15 protein-coding genes and 1 tRNA gene are annotated in these 15,944 nt (G+C 65.9%); 5 read left to right on the top strand and 11 right to left on the bottom strand.

Annotated elements, in window-relative coordinates; genetic code table 11:
• Positions 1–217 precede the first annotated feature (217 nt).
• Entirely contained in the window at positions 218–928 is a 711-nt protein-coding gene (locus PGN16_RS09285; RefSeq protein WP_335309127.1) for a tyrosine-type recombinase/integrase, read from the bottom strand.
• 921 nt (positions 929–1,849) lie between these two features.
• Positions 1,850–2,182 (bottom strand): hypothetical protein, encoded by a 333-nt coding sequence (locus tag PGN16_RS09280; protein ID WP_335309126.1) that lies wholly within the window; start codon positions 2,180–2,182, stop codon positions 1,850–1,852.
• A gap of 90 nt (positions 2,183–2,272) precedes the next feature.
• Here PGN16_RS09280 and PGN16_RS09275 point away from each other — a divergent pair, with 90 nt between their 5' ends.
• The 3 genes from PGN16_RS09275 (at position 2,273) to PGN16_RS09265 (ending at position 5,380) form a co-directional block, all read left to right on the top strand.
• Positions 2,273–2,692: a hypothetical protein gene (locus tag PGN16_RS09275; RefSeq protein ID WP_335309125.1), complete on the top strand. Its 420-nt coding sequence runs from the start codon at positions 2,273–2,275 to the stop codon at positions 2,690–2,692.
• Between the two features lie 164 nt (positions 2,693–2,856).
• Positions 2,857–4,329: an Eco57I restriction-modification methylase domain-containing protein gene (locus tag PGN16_RS09270; protein WP_335309124.1), complete on the top strand. Its 1,473-nt coding sequence runs from the start codon at positions 2,857–2,859 to the stop codon at positions 4,327–4,329.
• Positions 4,319–5,380, top strand: coding sequence for a hypothetical protein (locus tag PGN16_RS09265; protein ID WP_335309123.1), 1,062 nt, complete (start codon positions 4,319–4,321; stop codon positions 5,378–5,380). The genes PGN16_RS09270 and PGN16_RS09265 overlap by 11 nt, the downstream gene beginning before the upstream one ends.
• A gap of 21 nt (positions 5,381–5,401) precedes the next feature.
• Here PGN16_RS09265 and PGN16_RS09260 read toward each other — a convergent pair whose 3' ends face one another.
• From PGN16_RS09260 to PGN16_RS09220, 9 genes are all read right to left on the bottom strand, one after another.
• Positions 5,402–6,103 (bottom strand): hypothetical protein, encoded by a 702-nt coding sequence (locus PGN16_RS09260; RefSeq protein ID WP_335309122.1) that lies wholly within the window; start codon positions 6,101–6,103, stop codon positions 5,402–5,404.
• A gap of 29 nt (positions 6,104–6,132) precedes the next feature.
• The gene (locus PGN16_RS09255) at positions 6,133–6,777 is read right to left on the bottom strand and encodes a hypothetical protein (protein ID WP_335309121.1); all 645 of its coding nucleotides are present in this window, start codon (positions 6,775–6,777) and stop codon (positions 6,133–6,135) included.
• Between the two features lie 233 nt (positions 6,778–7,010).
• Positions 7,011–7,086: transfer RNA gene (locus tag PGN16_RS09250), tRNA-Phe, on the bottom strand.
• Positions 7,087–7,116: 30 nt separating this feature from the next.
• A complete protein-coding gene (locus tag PGN16_RS09245) occupies positions 7,117–7,290 on the bottom strand; it encodes a DNA gyrase inhibitor YacG (protein ID WP_335309120.1) in 174 nt (57 codons plus the stop codon).
• Positions 7,290–8,213 carry a ribonuclease gene (locus PGN16_RS09240; protein ID WP_335309119.1) on the bottom strand — a complete coding sequence of 308 codons (924 nt, stop codon included), beginning with the start codon at positions 8,211–8,213 and terminating at the stop codon, positions 7,290–7,292. The genes PGN16_RS09245 and PGN16_RS09240 overlap by 1 nt, the downstream gene beginning before the upstream one ends.
• A complete protein-coding gene (locus PGN16_RS09235; protein ID WP_335309118.1) occupies positions 8,206–8,778 on the bottom strand; it encodes a Maf family protein in 573 nt (190 codons plus the stop codon). The genes PGN16_RS09240 and PGN16_RS09235 overlap by 8 nt, the downstream gene beginning before the upstream one ends.
• A gap of 34 nt (positions 8,779–8,812) precedes the next feature.
• The gene (gene infA, locus PGN16_RS09230) at positions 8,813–9,058 is read right to left on the bottom strand and encodes a translation initiation factor IF-1 (protein WP_022685627.1); all 246 of its coding nucleotides are present in this window, start codon (positions 9,056–9,058) and stop codon (positions 8,813–8,815) included.
• Between the two features lie 170 nt (positions 9,059–9,228).
• Positions 9,229–9,603, bottom strand: coding sequence for a response regulator (locus PGN16_RS09225; RefSeq protein WP_335309117.1), 375 nt, complete (start codon positions 9,601–9,603; stop codon positions 9,229–9,231).
• Between the two features lie 78 nt (positions 9,604–9,681).
• A complete protein-coding gene (locus tag PGN16_RS09220) occupies positions 9,682–10,689 on the bottom strand; it encodes an SDR family oxidoreductase (RefSeq protein WP_335309116.1) in 1,008 nt (335 codons plus the stop codon).
• Between the two features lie 171 nt (positions 10,690–10,860).
• Here PGN16_RS09220 and PGN16_RS09215 point away from each other — a divergent pair, with 171 nt between their 5' ends.
• Positions 10,861–12,723, top strand: coding sequence for a M61 family metallopeptidase (locus PGN16_RS09215; RefSeq protein ID WP_335309115.1), 1,863 nt, complete (start codon positions 10,861–10,863; stop codon positions 12,721–12,723).
• Between the two features lie 75 nt (positions 12,724–12,798).
• Entirely contained in the window at positions 12,799–15,891 is a 3,093-nt protein-coding gene (locus tag PGN16_RS09210) for a PAS domain-containing protein (RefSeq protein ID WP_335309114.1), read from the top strand.
• Positions 15,892–15,944: the final 53 nt, after the last annotated feature.

The raw sequence follows: 15,944 nt of genomic DNA, 5'->3' as shown, positions 1-15,944 counted from the left end.
CAATGGCTTGACCGGGCTAGCGCGGCTGATTTCCGGCGCGCATTGGCCGGGATCATCATCGAAAAGGAAATGGTGCCCAAGGGCGGGAAGGGCACTGATGGCCTGAAAGGCCCGGAAATCCGTCGTTCCTATCTCTTCCGAACACGGGGGATTGTACCGTTGCTTGTACCAAATTGAAGGCAGGCAGCAAGCCGGAGGATTGCGCGGGGGAGGGTGCCTAGCTCTTCTCGGCTTCGTCCGAACGGCTGACACGATCCGCGAAGTAGCGAAGCTCGTTGAACCTTACGCCCTCCAAGCCGGCCGAGCGACACGCCGCCTCGAAGGCCCAGCGGAGCTTGGCGATTGAGATGTGGGAGACCCGGTAATAGGGCGCGTCCAGACCCCTGAGGATCGCAACGGCCTTCTCGCTGAGCCGGACCGTGCGGGGCGCAAAGGTCGCGGTGCCGCGTAGGTGCGCTTTGCCGCCGTCCAAATCCACGTCCTCCCACAGCAGCGCGAGAAGCTCCCCCCGACGCATCTTCGTCTCGACCGCGAGGTCCACCAAGGCGCGAATTGCCGGCTTCTTCGCCAACGCGGCCAAGATGCACTCAAATTGGTCGCGAGTGATGGTGGGCGGCTGTCGCTTGTCGGCGACGATCCGAACGTTCTGCGCCGGATTGCGGGCAGGGCGAGCACGAGTCCCGCCGAGGGCGTGCTCAAGAGCGCGACGTATGAGCCGAAGCTCGCCATCAACAGTTGCGGCGCTCACACTCAGCAAGCGCTTACTACAGTATTCCCGTAGGTCTTGCTCCTTGACCGTTCGGAACTGCATCGCGCCGATCTCCGACGATCGGATAGGACTCGAATGGTAGCGTACCGTTGGATTTAGGTGCCCTAGCTCCTCATTGACCTTGAGGTAGTGATCTACGACCTTGATGAGAGTCTTCATGCTGCCCCCTTTCGTTGCGGCGCCCTGTAGACAGACGAAAGAGAGGAGCAAGGGAGACAAATGTGTATGTATTGGGAGCTTGTGCCAAATCAAGACTCCGTCGCTTAACGCCGAGGCGGTGCGTTAAACGATCTATGATCGGGGAAACTCTGCAATCGGGGAGTTTTCACATTTGTAGAATGTTGTAAGATGTTGTGGTTAGTATTGACGCATCAACACTTTCTGGGTATGCGGAACTTGCCGGGGGTCGCTGACATTTGCAGCGAACGGCTATGGGGCTCGGAGCATTATGAGTATGGGAGACGCGATCGTCCTAGAGGATGGCGAAGCGTGTGTTATGGACAGTGACATCGTTGTCGTGTTCCAGGACAGCGACCAAGGAAGGCAGAATGTCGTCTTGCGTCGAGCGGACCTTGAGGCACTTCTAGCCGCCCTCTGACGTCACAACACCTTACGGGCCGTCGAAGGACCAGGCGGCCCGCATAGACCCTGAAGACCCCGGCGAGCTGCAACTAGGCCGGGGCGATCGGGAAGACGGGCGGAAGGACCCCGCATCGTCGACTGAGAGGGTTCCGGGCTGCAACCGGGGCCCTTTTTGCGTGGGGGCGGGTAACGTTTGCAACGCCCTGACCATCGAGACAGCCAGACGCGATACGCGCGTCTCCTTTCGGGATCGGACGTGCGGTTGCGCCGGGGATTGAAAGTGCTCAGGGTACGCTCGGGTCACTACGGATGACCTCGCCCCGCTTCTCGGCGACGGTCGGGAGCGGGGCGACTTTGCCTCATGGCGGCCACACGATCTTCACGATTAATGTATAAAGACGGCGTTGAGGCGCGTAATGCCTCACCGGGACGCCCTGCTTCTTCTGTCACTACGGGGCAGGGCGTCTTGACCTTTCTACGGCGTCCCATACCTTCACATCAATCGACCGGCTTCTCTCGTCCTGCAAGCACCCAGCGGGTGACCCAGATGGCCAGGAAGGCGGCTGCCCAGGCAAGAGCAAGTGGGAGGAAGGTTCGCGCAGCAACCTCCGTCCACAGCCCTTCACGGTAAGCATCTCTGGTCCTTTGAGCTTGAGCCTCGCAGACTGCTTCCGGCGACGAGGGATGCGAGCCGGAGTAGCAAAGCGAGTAGGTCAGCTCGCCTTGCTCCGCTGCGAGTTTGCCCATCTGCACGGCTTGCCAACCGCCGCCGCCGACTGTCCATAGGACCGATAGAACGATGCCGATGCGATGCCAAACCTTCAGTCTCATCGGGTACCTTCAACCTGCATACTGAGCCGACTTGATGACGGTGGCGTACCCGTTCATCATCGAAGGCGCCACAGGGCCGGGGAGACCGACATGTTCGGATGGTTCAAGAAGCCGAAGCCGAAGCGCGAGCGGACCGACGAGGAAATGGAGTTCATCCTCAAGGGTCTTGTCGTCGGCGTGCTATCCCAGAACGGCGGGCTAGAGCTGCACTACAGGCCGGACGTCACGTCCGAAGAGGACTTTGAGGCCCGATCGGCCGAGTTGCCCCTCATCGTCGTCTGGGGCGAGCACGATACGCCGCAAGGCTTGGCGTTCTCTATGTCGGTCAACAAGCACCTAGTGGAGACGACGGTCCTAGGTTTCGTGGCCCGTGAAGACCAATGGTTCTTGCCGGCCCGCGCCCAGGTCGTGGACGAGCTGAGGACGGTGACGTTCGATGCGATGATGAAGGCCGTTGAGGCTACCGGAGCGCCGCCAAGCGCCATCTGTCAGTCGCTGGCCAGCTCGTGACGCCCGCAAGTGAGGCGGCGCTGGCTTGCGCCCAAAAATGGCGAATGCCCTGTTGCCATTTGGAGCAAGCCCAGCAATGAGCTGGCTGTTGCGGCAAGGGTTTGTTCCAGTTATGTTCCTATCAAGGTGGATGGGTAACGGCGGGGCGAGGTAAGGTGCGGGAGATGGTGACGATCGCTCCGGAGTTCTCACAGAAGCGCTCGGGCGCCTACTTCACACCTGACGATGTCAGCGCCGCCCTAGTCGCCTGGGCATGTCGCAAGCCACGAGACCGGATGCTCGACCCCTCGTGTGGTGACGGGCGCTTCATAGCCCTTCACCCTAACAGCGTTGGCATCGAGCAGAATCCTGTCTCGGCTCATGAGGCGATAGAGCGCGCCCCAAGTGCTCTCGTTCATGAGGGCGATTTCTTCACGTGGGCTGGGGGAACTCGTGAGCGTTTCGAGTGCGCTGCCGGCAACCCGCCGTTTATCCGCTACCAGAACTTTAAGGGCGAAGTGCGTCGCCGAGCGCTAGCCCTCTGCGAGGACCTTGGCGCGACCTTCAGCGGCCTGTCGTCATCCTGGGCGCCCTTCCTTGTCGCCACAGCCGGCCTCCTGAAGCGCGGCGGTCGCATGGCGTTCGTCGTCCCGGCCGAGATTGGCCATGCGCCGTATGCGGCTCCGCTCCTAGACTACCTTGTTCGGTCCTTTTCGACCGTGCGGGTGATCGCGGTGCGGGAGAAGCTCTTCCCAACCCTGTCGGAGGACTGCTGGCTCCTGTACACGGACGGCTTTGGGGGGACTGCCGACGCGATCGAAATGACTGTCGTGGATCGCTTCGCTCCGGACAAAACGCCGCCGCCGGCCACCACTCGTATTGCTCTGGATGAGTGGCGATCGGTGTGGAACCGGCGTCTCCGCCCATACCTGCTTCCCGCTTCGGTGCGGCATATCTACGCAACAACCGTCGAGGACCCTCGGTCTCACCGACTGTCCGACTTCGCGAACGTGGGTATCGGCTACATCAGCGGCGACAACCAATTCTTCCACCTGCGCCCGTCTGAGGCGAAGCGGCTCCGCATTCCGGGCCAGTTCCTCCAGCCCGCCCTTCGGAACGGCCGCGCTATGCCAGGCTCAGAGATCACGAAGGGCACGGTGGCGGCATGGGCCAGCAACGATGATCCCATGTTGCTCCTCAGGCTCCGACGGGACGTGGAACTGCCTCGTGCGGTGAGCCAATACCTCGACAGTAGCGCCGGGCTCGAAGCGCGCTTGGGCTACAAGTGCCGTACCCGTGCGCCATGGTACGTCGTGCCCGACGTGCAGATACCCGACTACGTCATGAGCTACATGTCGGGCCGGAACGTCAATCTCGTCAGGAACCTGGCCGGGGTCTCGTGCACGAACAGCGTCCACTCCATACGCGTCCGGGATAAGACTCTCGCGGCGAAGCTTATGCCGATGTGGTCGTCGCCGTTCCTCCGCTTGAGCTGCGAGCTTGAAGGCCATGCCCTCGGCGGCGGCATGCTCAAGCTGGAGCCCCGAGAGGCCGGGAGGTTGCTGTTTCCGGCTCAGAAGGCCGTCTCGGCTGCGAAGGTTGAAGAGGTCGAGGACGCCATCGGATCGCTCCAGCGCTGGCGTCACTATGCCGACTGACGCGAAGGCGCCGACAGCAAAGGCGGAAGCGTGGGCTTTGTTCGACCACATCGTGGAGGAGGCGAAGCGCGACGACACCCACACGAGCCCGTGGATCGCAGAGGGTGAAGGTAAGGTCCGGTACGTGCCGGACTACCGCGTCCTTGAGCAGTTGCTTGGTGTTCCCTTACACCTGCGGGCGGGAACTCAGTCTGGGGTGCCGGCACTCGCCCTGGATGTTTGGTTGAGTTACGAGCTTCGCCGAGCGGGCTTCGATGAAGATCAAGTTTGGCCTCGGCCGAAGCATCCGCGTATTTTGCCGAGCTCGGTCGCCAAGCTGATCAAGACTCTTCCGAAAGAGCTTAGGGAAGGAGTGACGAAGCGGGTTAACAGCGCCGGCGCTATTCCGGGCGTGACCATGGCGTCCGCGTCGATACTCGGAAAAAATTACTTCAAGCAAGTCGATGTGATCATGACCGGCTGGGACACCGGGCCAGAGCTTCTTATTTCGACGAAGCGGATGGACTCTTCGTACGGGAAGAACGCGCCTAATCGGATTGAGGAGTCGTACGGAGACGCAAAGAACCTTCGACTGCGGCATCCCCTTGCGGCGCTCGGCTTCGCGTTCGCGCTTAGGTCCGACATTCTCCATAAGGAGCCTAGGGCCGCGAATTGGCTCTTCGACCTTCTGGCCAAGCTTGGCCAAGAAGATGACGCCTATCATGCCACGTGCGTTATCCTCATGAAGTACGATGATGCTGTAGCACCGCCGGATACCCGTCCCGAAGAGCCCAGCGGAATGCCTGCGTTGAACGATGAGGCAGACCTGGATGCGGTTCCCGCCGCTTCGATGGCGAACGACACCGCCGAGGCGATCGTTGCCGGCCTACCGAAAGTGACCGTGCTAACCGACCAAACTCCACCGAACCTTTGCCCGGGCCGGTTCCTGGAGGCGATGGTGCGTCGCGTCCTCGCAGCCACCCCGGTCAATGTGCACGAAGCCGCCCGCGAGCGCCTTCGAGAAGCTGGTCAACCGGCTGCGGCCCACGAAATGCCCCCAGAAGCTCCTTGAGCGCCATTCGCGACCTTCAGACTACTTTCGTAGCTTGGGCATCTCGATCAAGTCTAGCGAGTCCCTGAGGGGCTTGTGGGCCCTTCTCAGGGCCCGCAGGGTCGGATGGGCATAAGCGTGGGTCGCTGTAGTCGCGTGAAGTTCGATGGCGCGGACCCGTGTTTTGATCGGTGCTGATGGGCCGTTGGCGGCGAGGAGAGCTTCGAGGTCTATCGGTACAGGTGGCTCAGTCCCACGGCTCTCCGGGTTCTTGAGCGACCGGCCTTCGTACGGTCGGATGTTGAAGACCGACACGCCGTTGCGATCCTCTACGTCCATAAGGCGCAGTCCGGCTATCTCGCCCAGGCGCATACCCGTGAACAGTGCAATGAGCGGGACCCAGAACCTTCCAGGCCGCTTGTCATCGTGAGGCAGCGGGCGGCTCCAAGGCGCAGCCGAGAACAGCGTGGCGAGTTGGTCCATCGAGAACGGATCGCGCTTGTCGCGGGCCTCCACGGGATCATGGACGGCCAGCCCTTTGAACGGGTTCTTGTCGGCCCAATCCTCCTTCTCGGCCCAGCCGAACAGAGCCGACATGTGCGCCAGGTATCCGACGTTTATGGTGCCGGGTGAGATGGTCGATAGCCCGAGCTGGCGCCCCTTCTCGATCGCGGCGGGGGCGGAGAGGTCCTTCAGCTCCGCCTTGCGCCCCATGCCGGCCGGGAGCTGACGCACCAGGTCCATGAGCGTCCTCTCGGGTGATTGAACGCACATCACGTTCCGCGATCGTGTCCATGAGCAAGCGAAAGACTGGCGCCACGGCCGTCCGGCTCGACTGGCTCCATGCGTCCCACTTGGCGGCGCGGTAGGCTTTGATGAGTGCCGCGACCGTTCGACCTGTTGGCCCGCTCAGGCTGGGGGCGGCGGGGTGGCGCTGGTGGCGTAGGTACGGCCTCTCCGTCCGTGCGGCGGAGAATTGCTTCCCAGACCTCTATCTGGGTGTCGTGGAACGCTTGGAGGTACGGCATAAACCCCGGCGTCTCCAGGTCGACATTGAGGCCGTGAAGGCCTGCATACTCAATCGCGGCCCACCCCCAAATGTCGAGGATGGTCTCCATGTCGCCGAGAGCCTTCAGCCCCTTTGCCTCTTCAAGGTCGTGCTTCGCGTTTTCGCGCAGGGCCGTTCGGGCCTGAAGCTTGCGCTCACGGGTGCGCGGCGTCCACCGAGCCTCATCATCAATGGCGAGCTGGTGCTCCTTACAAGCGCCAACCAAGTGCGCGATCATCTCAGGCCCAAGCCGATCGACAACCCCGGCGGCTTGTTTCTCCTCGACGCTTTGCAGCGCTCGTGCCCGCTGCACGTCGAGTTCGAAGCGGCGCTTAGCGGCATCATAGACGCGGTAAGCTTCGACGCTCACGACGTCCTTGGCCCAAGCGGAACCTTCAGCTCACGTTGACCCGGTTTGGCTAGGAAGGGACGGAGCGCTTCCGGATAGACCCGTCGAAAGATGACGCGGCCAGTCGCCTCTTTGCGGACCCAGTCAGGAAGCTTCGCCATGTCCGTTTGTGTCCCGGTGTTTGTACCGAGTTCGGAGAGGAGAGTGGCGGATTTCTGCGGTTTCCCAGGCATTTCAGGCCGTTAGGGAAGGGATGGTGCCCAAGGGCGGGATCGAACCACCGACACTGCGATTTTCAGTCGCATGCTCTACCAACTGAGCTACTTGGGCGCACCGCTTTTCAGCGGCGAGGCGCGTCCCCTAATCGGTGTCGGAGCGGCTGTCCAGCGATTCCGTGTCGATTGTTTCGCCGGGCAGGCGATAACCTTCGCCGAGCCATTGCAGCAGGTCGCGATCCTTGCAGCCGCGGCTGCAGAACGGCGCATGGTCGGGGACCGCAGGCGCGGTGCAGATCGGGCAGCGGGACATGCTCATCAATCGAATATGGGGGCGCGGCCGGTGCGACGCACCAGTAGCTCGATCCAGTCGGGGCGAGATTCGAGGCGCGCGCCGACTGCATTGGGGAGGCGGATCGCGTTGGGTGCGGTCGAGGGCACGCGTTCGAGCTGGCGCAAGGCAACGCGCGCGGCGCTGCCGACCGGATCGTCGCGGACGCGCTCGGGCAGCGAGGCGCGCGGGCGTGGGCGGACGATCTGGAGGAAGCCGAAGCCGTTGACCGCGGTGCGCTCGAACGGCGGCGGCAGCGCGGCGTCGAGCGCGGCGGCGACCTCCTGACGAAGCGCCTTGCCCGCGATGGTCGGGAAGTCGATGCCGATCGACCCGCCGATGCCATGGCGGCGGATCGCGTGCGCGACGGCGGTGGCGGCGCGGACCGCAAGCTGGTCGAGCGGGCCATCTCCGTCGACGTCGAACAGCGTCATCGCCGGGGTCGGGGTCATGCGCAGCGCGCCGCCAGCGAAGGAGATCTCGCCGCTCTGCGCTTCCTCGATCACCTCCGACCAGCCCGCCGCTTCAAGGGCGTCGGGTTGATGCGCGCGGAGCGTGCGAACCGGGTGCGGCGAGGCGGTGATGCGCGCGAGCAGGTCGGGGCCGGGAACAGGGGCGGCATCGGTGACGCGCGCGCGCGGGCGCTTGGCGCGGCCGGGTTCGGGGATCGCCTCGCGGATCACCTCGATCGTGATCGCAGCGCCGAGGGTTACACCAGGTAGCGCGCGGTCGAGCATCACCTCCTGCCCGTCGTCGAGCGTCGCGACCAGCTTCTCGGTCAGCCGCGCGCGCGCGACGGTGCCGACGCGCAAGGTTTCAGGGAGTTCGATCCGCGCGGCGAGAATGCGATCACCGGCGACCAGCGCGGCACGCGCCTCGCCGATCCCGTCCTCGTAGAGCCATTCAGCCAAAGGCGACGCCGCTGGCCGCGAGCAACGCGCGGGTTTCAAACAGCGGGAGGCCGACGACACCCGAATGGCTGCCATGCAGGAAGCGCACGAACGCCTCGGCGCGGCCTTGGATCGCATAGCCGCCCGCCTTGCCGAGCCCCTCGCCGCACGCGATGTACGCGTCGATCTCGGCAGGGGAGAGCGGTTTGAAGGCGACGATCGTGTCGGCGAGCCGGACGCGCTCGGTGCCGTCGGCCGCGATCGCGCAGACCGCCGACAGGGCGTGGTGACGCCGGCCGGACAGCAGGCCGAGCAGCTCGCGCTGGATCGCCTCGTCGGTAGCGGGGGGCAGGATGCGACGGCCGACCGCGATCGTGGTGTCCCCGGCCAGCACCGCTTCTCCCGGCTCGCGTGGCACCGCGCGCGCCTTTTCGACCGCGAGGCGCAGCGCATAGGCGCGCGGTAGTTCGCGCGGGTGCGGCGTCTCGTCGATCTCGGGCGCGACGATCCGGTCGGGCACGACCCCGATCCGCGCGAGCAGGTCGCGACGGCGCGGTGAGGAGGAGGCGAGAACGAGACGGGTCATGGTCGCGCGCCCGGTCGCGGGCGCGGGGACAGGATCAGGACGGGCCGGGGCCGCCGCGACCCGGCATGAAGCGGTAGGTGATCCGCCCCTTGGTCAGATCGTACGGGGTCAGTTCCACCAGGACTTCGTCGCCGACCAGCACGCGGATGCGGTTCTTGCGCATCTTGCCGGCGGTGTGGCCGAGGATTTCGTGATCGTTCTCGAGCCGGACGCGGAACATCGCATTGGGCAGCAGCTCCACCACCTGCCCGCGCATCTCGAGGAGTTCTTCTTTCGCCAAACGGGGTCTCTTTCGCGTTGAGTGCGCGCGGCCTTAGCCGAGAAGACGAAAAAAGGAAAGGCGCGCGAAGGAGGGCGCCGCAAGGGCGCCCGCGTTGCCGGAGACATAGGTGGCGCGGGGCGGGGGCGCAAGGGCGGGATGGTGCGCCCGGGCAGCGAAGGGAAAAGGCGTCAGCGGCTGTCGAGCAACGTCGTCAGTTCGCGCGAGAGGCTTTCGAACCGATAGGGTTTGGCGAGGAAGCGGCCGTCGTCGGGAATGTCGTCGCGCGACGGACGCGTGTCACCCGAGGTGAGCAGGATACGGATCGCCGGCCAGCGTTCGTGGACGACCTCGGCCAGCTTCAATCCGTCCATCGAACCCGGCATCCTGATGTCGGTGAACAGCACCTCGACATTGTCGGCCTCTTCGAGCACCGCCAGCGCCTCATCGGCGCTTGCGGCTTCGATCACCGCGTAACCGGCCTCTTCGAGTGCGTCGGCACCGATCATGCGCACGAACAGTTCGTCCTCGACGATCAGAACCGTGGTGGGCGACCCGGCGCTCATGTCATTGCCGGCGGGCGTTCTTTGGACAAAACAGCGCAGCCCCTGCTCTTGATCGACACAGACATTCCCGCTCCCCGCCTAGCGGTCAACCCGGCGCTGACCCAAAAAGGCCAGCGCGGCCAGTCCCATCGCCGCTCCGGCGGCGGTGGCGGTGGCGAGCGGATGGCGACCGGCGGTCTCGTAGACGCTAAGGCGGCGGCCATGCTGGTCCTGCGAGCGCTCGTCGCCGTTCGCGACCGGCGCGGCGAGATTGTCGTGGCGGCTCGGCGCGCGCTTCGGATCGCGCAGCCACGGCAGCAACGTCGGACCGAGCCGGTCGAGCAGCCCGGGGAAATGCTGCGCGGTCAGCACCTGCAGGCGCCCGGTCCCGCCCACCGTCACGTCGCGGCGGCGATGCTGCGCGGCGTCGAGGATCGCCTCGGCGACCAGTTCGGGGTCGTAGACCGGCGGCGGGAGCAATGCCGCGCCGTCGAGATGATTGGCGGCATGGTCTGCGATCGGCGTGTCGATCCCCGACGGCTTGATGAGCGTGACCGAGATCGGCAGGCGATCGGCGTTGATCTCGATCCGCAGTGAATCGACATAGCCTTTCACGGCGTGTTTGCTTGCCGCATAGGCACCCATGCCGGGGCTGGGGATGTCGGAGACGATCGAACCGATCGTGATCAGCGCGCCGCCGGCGCGTTGCAGATGCTCGACCGCGGTGAGGCAGCCGTGGACCGTGCCGAGATAATTGGTGCGCAACAGTTGCTCATGTTCGGCCATCGGCGTGTCGAGCAACTTGGCGTAGATCGCGACCCCGGCGTCGTTGACCCAGGTATCGATCCGCCCGAATCGTTCGACCGCCTTGGTCGCCGCGCGCTGGACATCGCGCAGGTCGCCGACATCGGCGATCGCGAAATCGGCCTGGCCGCCCGCCTCCGTGATCTCGCGGACGATCCGCACCAGCGCGTCGCCGTCGCGCGACACCAGCACCACGCGCGCGCCGCGCCGCGCCGCGAGCCGTGCGGTGACGAGGCCGATCCCCGAGCTGGCGCCGGTGATGAGAATGACCTGATCGGTGAGGGACTTGAGCCGCAGGCTCATCGCCGATCCCCTGTCGATGACGTCGGACGCGGCGGCGCTTGGCGCGGATCGGGCATCGTAAGTCGTTCCATTATCGTGCGAACCTTGTTGCTAGAACCCGTCGTGTCGCCATCGGTTCATCCTCGCTGAAGATTCGCGCGCGGCAAGGGTGATTGCCGCGCCGCGTCGCGCGTGCTCAAGGGGGCGCAGGCGGCGGAGGAGATGGACATGCGGGCGGCATGGATAATGGTGGCAGGCGGGCTGGTGGTGGCGACGCCGACGTGGGCGCAAGCCGCGCGTGATGTCCGCTACGACCTGTCCTTCCCCGATGCGGCGCATCACCGCGCGCAGGTGGTGGTGACGTTTCGCGGCGTGCCGGCGGGGCCGCTGCGCGTGCAGATGGCGCGTTCCTCGCCGGGCCGTTACGCGCTGCACGAATTCGCGAAGAACGTCTCCTCCGTGACCGCCCACGACGGTGCCGGGCGGCCGTTGGCGCTCACCCGCAACGATCCTTACGGCTGGAGCGTCGCGGGGCACGACGGGACGGTGGTGGTCAGCTACACGCTGTTCGGCAATCGCGGCGACGGCACTTATGCGCAGATCGACACGCGCCACGCGCACCTCAACCCGCCGGCCGCACTGATGTGGGCGAGCGGCTTCGACGCCGCGCCGGTGCGGGTGCGGATCGTCTCGCCCGACCCCGCCTGGACGATCGCAACGCAATTGCCGCCGGTCGCCGGGCAGCCGAACACCTTTGCCGCGTCCGACCTGCAATATCTGATGGACAGCCCGATCGAGATCGCGCGGCAGGACGTGCGCGAATGGCCGGTCGGGGAAGGCAAGCAGCGTTACACGATCCGGCTGGCGGTGCACCACGACGGCACCGGTGCCGATGTCGACCGGCTGGCGGCGCAGGTGAAGCAGTTGATCCCGCAGCATCGCAAGCTGTTCGGTGAATGGCCGCGCTTCGACCATGGCAGCTACACGTTCCTCGCCGATTACACGCCGCAAATCTCCGGCGACGGGATGGAGCACCGCAATTCGACGGTGGTGACGATGCCGGTGCCGCTCGACGGCATCAACGCCGGGCAGCTTTCGACGATCTCGCATGAATTTTTTCATGCCTGGAACGTCGAACGGCTGCGCCCGCGCGAGCTGGAGCCGTTCGACTTCACCCGCGCCAATGCCACGCCGTCTTTGTGGTTCGCGGAAGGGTTCACCAATTACTACGGGCCGTTGATGCTGCGTCGCGCCGGGCTGACCGACGTCGACGGCTGGGCGCGAACGACCGCAGGGGCGCTCAACACCGTCCTGTTCTCGCCCGCGCGACGCAACGGTGGGCCGCAGGAGATGAGCCTGCGCGCGCCGTTCGCCGACGCGGCGACCTCGATCGATCCGGTCGCGCCGGACGTGTTCCTGTCCTATTATCCCTATGGACAGGTGGTCGCGCTGGCGCTGGACCTGTCGATCCGGCAACGCTTCCCGAAGCGGTCGCTCGACGATGTGATGCGTTATCTGTGGCAGACCTACGGACGTAGCGAGCGGCCCTATACGCCCGATGACCTGCGGCGCGGGCTGGCGACTGTCACCGGCGACGCCGCCTTCGCCGACGGCTTCTTCGCGAGCACGGTCAACAGCAGCGGCTTGCCCGATTTCGCGCCGCTGCTCGCGCAGGCGGGGCTGGTGCTGCGCCCGGCCGCACCGCGGCATGGCTGGATCGGCGCGGGCGGCGTGACCGCGACGCCGGCGGGCGTGGTGCTCGCCGCCGCTCCGCTGCCGGGCTCACCGCTTGACGGGGCGGGGCTGGATGCCGGGGACCGGATCGTGGCGGTCGATGGCGCGGCGGTGGTCGACGCGGCGGGCTGGGCGGCGATGCTGGAGCGGCTGACGCCGGGCCAGACCGTGACGATCCGCTTCGCGCGCCAAGGGGCGGAGCAGCAGCGCAGCGTCCGCGCGCTCACCGATCCGCGGCTGGAGATCGTGCGGGCCGAGACGATCGGCGGCAAGCTGAGCGGCAAGCAGCGCGCGTTCCGCGCCGGATGGATTAATGGATAATTAACCTGTTCAATCTAGGTCAAACGCCTTGTGTCACTCATTGACACAGGGTGGAGCGAGGCAGACATTCGCATCATGGCCCAACGTCAATCGCGCAATGTCTCGCTCACCCCGGAACTGGACGCCTTCGTCACCGACAGTCTGGCGACCGGCGACTATGGCAATGCCAGTGAGGTCGTCCGCACCGCGTTGAAGCTGTTGCGCGACGGGCCGGTACCGCGGGAATTGCCGGGCGTCTGGCCGGTCGGCGGCGGCGAATGCGGCGCGATGATCCGCGATGCCGACTGGTCGGGCCACGCGCTTGGCCCGGTCGAGCGTTGGTCGCCCGCGTTGCGCGTGACGGTGGCGAATGTCGTCAACTCGCCGGTGCCGAAGGTGCTGATGTGGGGCCGTGACGGCGTGCTGCTCTATAATGACGCCTATCGCGAGATACTGGGCGCGCGGCACCCCGGCGGTATGGGCAAGACCGCGGCGGCGGTGTTCCCGGAAATCGCCGACTGGAATCGCGCGATCATCGACCGCGGGCTGGCGGGCGAGGTCGTCAGCTATCGCGATCAGCCGCTGACGCTGATCCGCGAGGGCGGGCCGACCGAATTGTTCTTCGACCTGTTCTACACGCCGGTGATCGAGGGCGACGGCAAACCCGGCGGCGTGCTGTGCACCGTGATCGACAATACGACCCGGCTGTTGCTGGAGCGGCGGCTCGCTGCCAGCGAGGGCGAGTTGCGGATGGTCACCGACGCGCTGCCGCTGCTGGTGTCGTTCATCGACCGCGATCTGGTCTATCGCTACGCCAACCAGCATTATTACGAATGGTTCGGGATCGGCGCGGACGATGTGATCGGCCGCCATACCCGCGACGTGATCGGTGCGGAGAATTTCGAGCGCCGCCGTCCGCTGATGGAGCGCGCGCTGGCGGGCGAGACGATCGTCGAGGACTCGCTGATCCAGCATGGCGACGGATCGTGGCGTCGCGCCGACATCCGTTACCTGCCGCGTTTCGACGAACAGGGCGCGGTGCTCGGCTTCCAGGTGATCGTGCTCGACGTCGAGGAACGCGTGCGGCGCGAGGAGGCGCTGAACGCCAGCAACGCGCGCTTCCGCGCCGCGATGGAGGCGATGCACGGCGTGCTCTGGACCAATGACGCCGAGGGGCGGATGGTCGGCGAGCAACTCGGCTGGGCGATGCTGACCGGGCAGACGCCCGAGCAATATCAGGGCTATGGCTGGGCCGATGCGGTCCACCCGGACGATGCGCAGCCGACGGTGAATGCGTGGCGCAAGGCGGTCGAGTCGAAGTCGACCTTCGTCTTCGAGCATCGCGTGCGCCGCCATTGCGGGACGTGGCGGACCTTCGCGGTGCGCGCGGTGCCGCGGATCGACTCGCATGGCGAGGTCGCGGAATGGGTCGGCGTCCATACCGACATCACGCATCAACGCGCCGCCGAGGCCGCGTTGCGCGACCATGCCGAGCAGCTCGAGCGGCAGGTGCGCCACCGCGAGCGCGCCGAGGATCAGCTCCGCCAGCTCAACGAGACGCTGGAGACGCGCGTGATCGAGGAGATCGCGTCGCGCCACGCCGCCGAGCGCAAGCTGGCGCAGGCGCAGAAGATGGAGACGGTCGGCAAGCTGACCGGCGGCGTCGCGCACGACTTCAACAATCTGCTGCAGGTCGTCTCGGGCAACCTCCAGCTGTTGCAGAAGGACATCGCCGGCAACGAGCGCGCCGAGACGCGCGTCGCGAATGCGCTGGCGGGGGTGTCGCGCGGGTCGCGGCTGGCGGCGCAATTGCTGGCGTTCGGGCGGCGGCAGGCGCTGGAGCCGAAGGTCGTCAACGTCACGCGCTTCGTGCGCGGGATGGACGACATGCTGCGCCGCGCGATCGGCGAGGGGATCGAGGTCGAGACGATCTTCGGCGGCGGGTTGTGGAACACCTTCATCGATCCGGGCCAGATCGAGAATGCGTTGCTCAACCTGGCGATCAACGCCCGCGACGCGATGGACGGGCAGGGCAAGCTGACGATCGAGTTGGCGAACGCGCATCTCGACGATGACTACGCCCGCCGCCACGACGAGGTCGAGCCGGGGCAATATGTGATGCTGGCGGTGAGCGACACCGGCTGCGGCATGTCCGACGAGGTGGTCGCCAAGGTGTTCGAGCCGTTCTTCTCCACCAAGGCGGAGGGCAAGGGCTCGGGGCTGGGGCTGTCGATGGTCTATGGCTTCGTCAAACAGTCCGGCGGGCATGTGAACATCTATTCGGAGCCGGGGCACGGCTCGACGATCCGCCTCTATCTGCCGCGCGCGATGGAGAGCGAGGACATCGAGGTGGTGCTCGACAACGGCCCGATCACCGGCGGCACCGAGACGGTGCTGGTGGTCGAGGACGATGACGAGGTCCGCGCCACCGTGGTCGAGATGCTGGGCGACCTCGGCTATCGCGTGCTCAAGGCGGTCGATGCGCAGAGCGCGCTGAGCGTCGTGGAGAGCGGCATTCCGATCGACCTGCTGTTCACCGACGTGGTGATGCCCGGGACGCTCAAGAGCCCCGAACTGGCGCGCAAGGCGCGCGAGCGGCTGCCCGACATCGCGGTGCTGTTCACCAGCGGCTATACCGAGAATTCGATCGTCCACGGCGGGCGGCTGGATGCGGGCGTCGAGCTGCTGTCCAAGCCGTATACGCGGGAAGCGCTGGCGCGGAAGGTGCGGCATGTGCTCGCCAATCAGGGGCAGCGTCAGCAGATCCTCGCTCCGCGCGTGCCACCGGTGCCGCGTGCCGCCGAGCCCGCCGCCGCACGGCGGACGATCCTGTTGGTCGAGGACGATGCGCTGATCCGCAGCGCCACCGCCGAGGTGTTGCAGGAGGCGGGGCATGTCGTCGTGGATGCCGCGAGCGCCGAGGAGGCGATGGCGGCATTGCAGACCGCGCCGATCGACGTGCTGGTGACCGACGTGCATCTGCCGGGAACGTCGGGGCTGGAACTGGCGGGACGCGCCGCCGAGTTGCATCCGGGCGTCCGCATCGTCGTGGCGAGCGGCGACATCGGGGCGGTCGAGGTGGCGGCGCCGAACATGCACCTGCTCGCCAAGCCGTATAGCGCGCGGGAGTTGCTGGCAGTGCTGGACGGGCAGGTCGAGCGCGAGACCGCGTCGGAAGGGGAGGGGTAGGCTTTACGCCGGGTGCCCGGAGCGATCCGAGCACGACCGTCATTGCGAGCGTA

Origin of the sequence: Sphingomonas phyllosphaerae (assembly GCF_036946485.1) — a bacterium.
Lineage (GTDB): Bacteria > Pseudomonadota > Alphaproteobacteria > Sphingomonadales > Sphingomonadaceae > Sphingomonas > Sphingomonas phyllosphaerae_E.
This window is presented reverse-complemented; position numbering and strand designations above follow the sequence as displayed.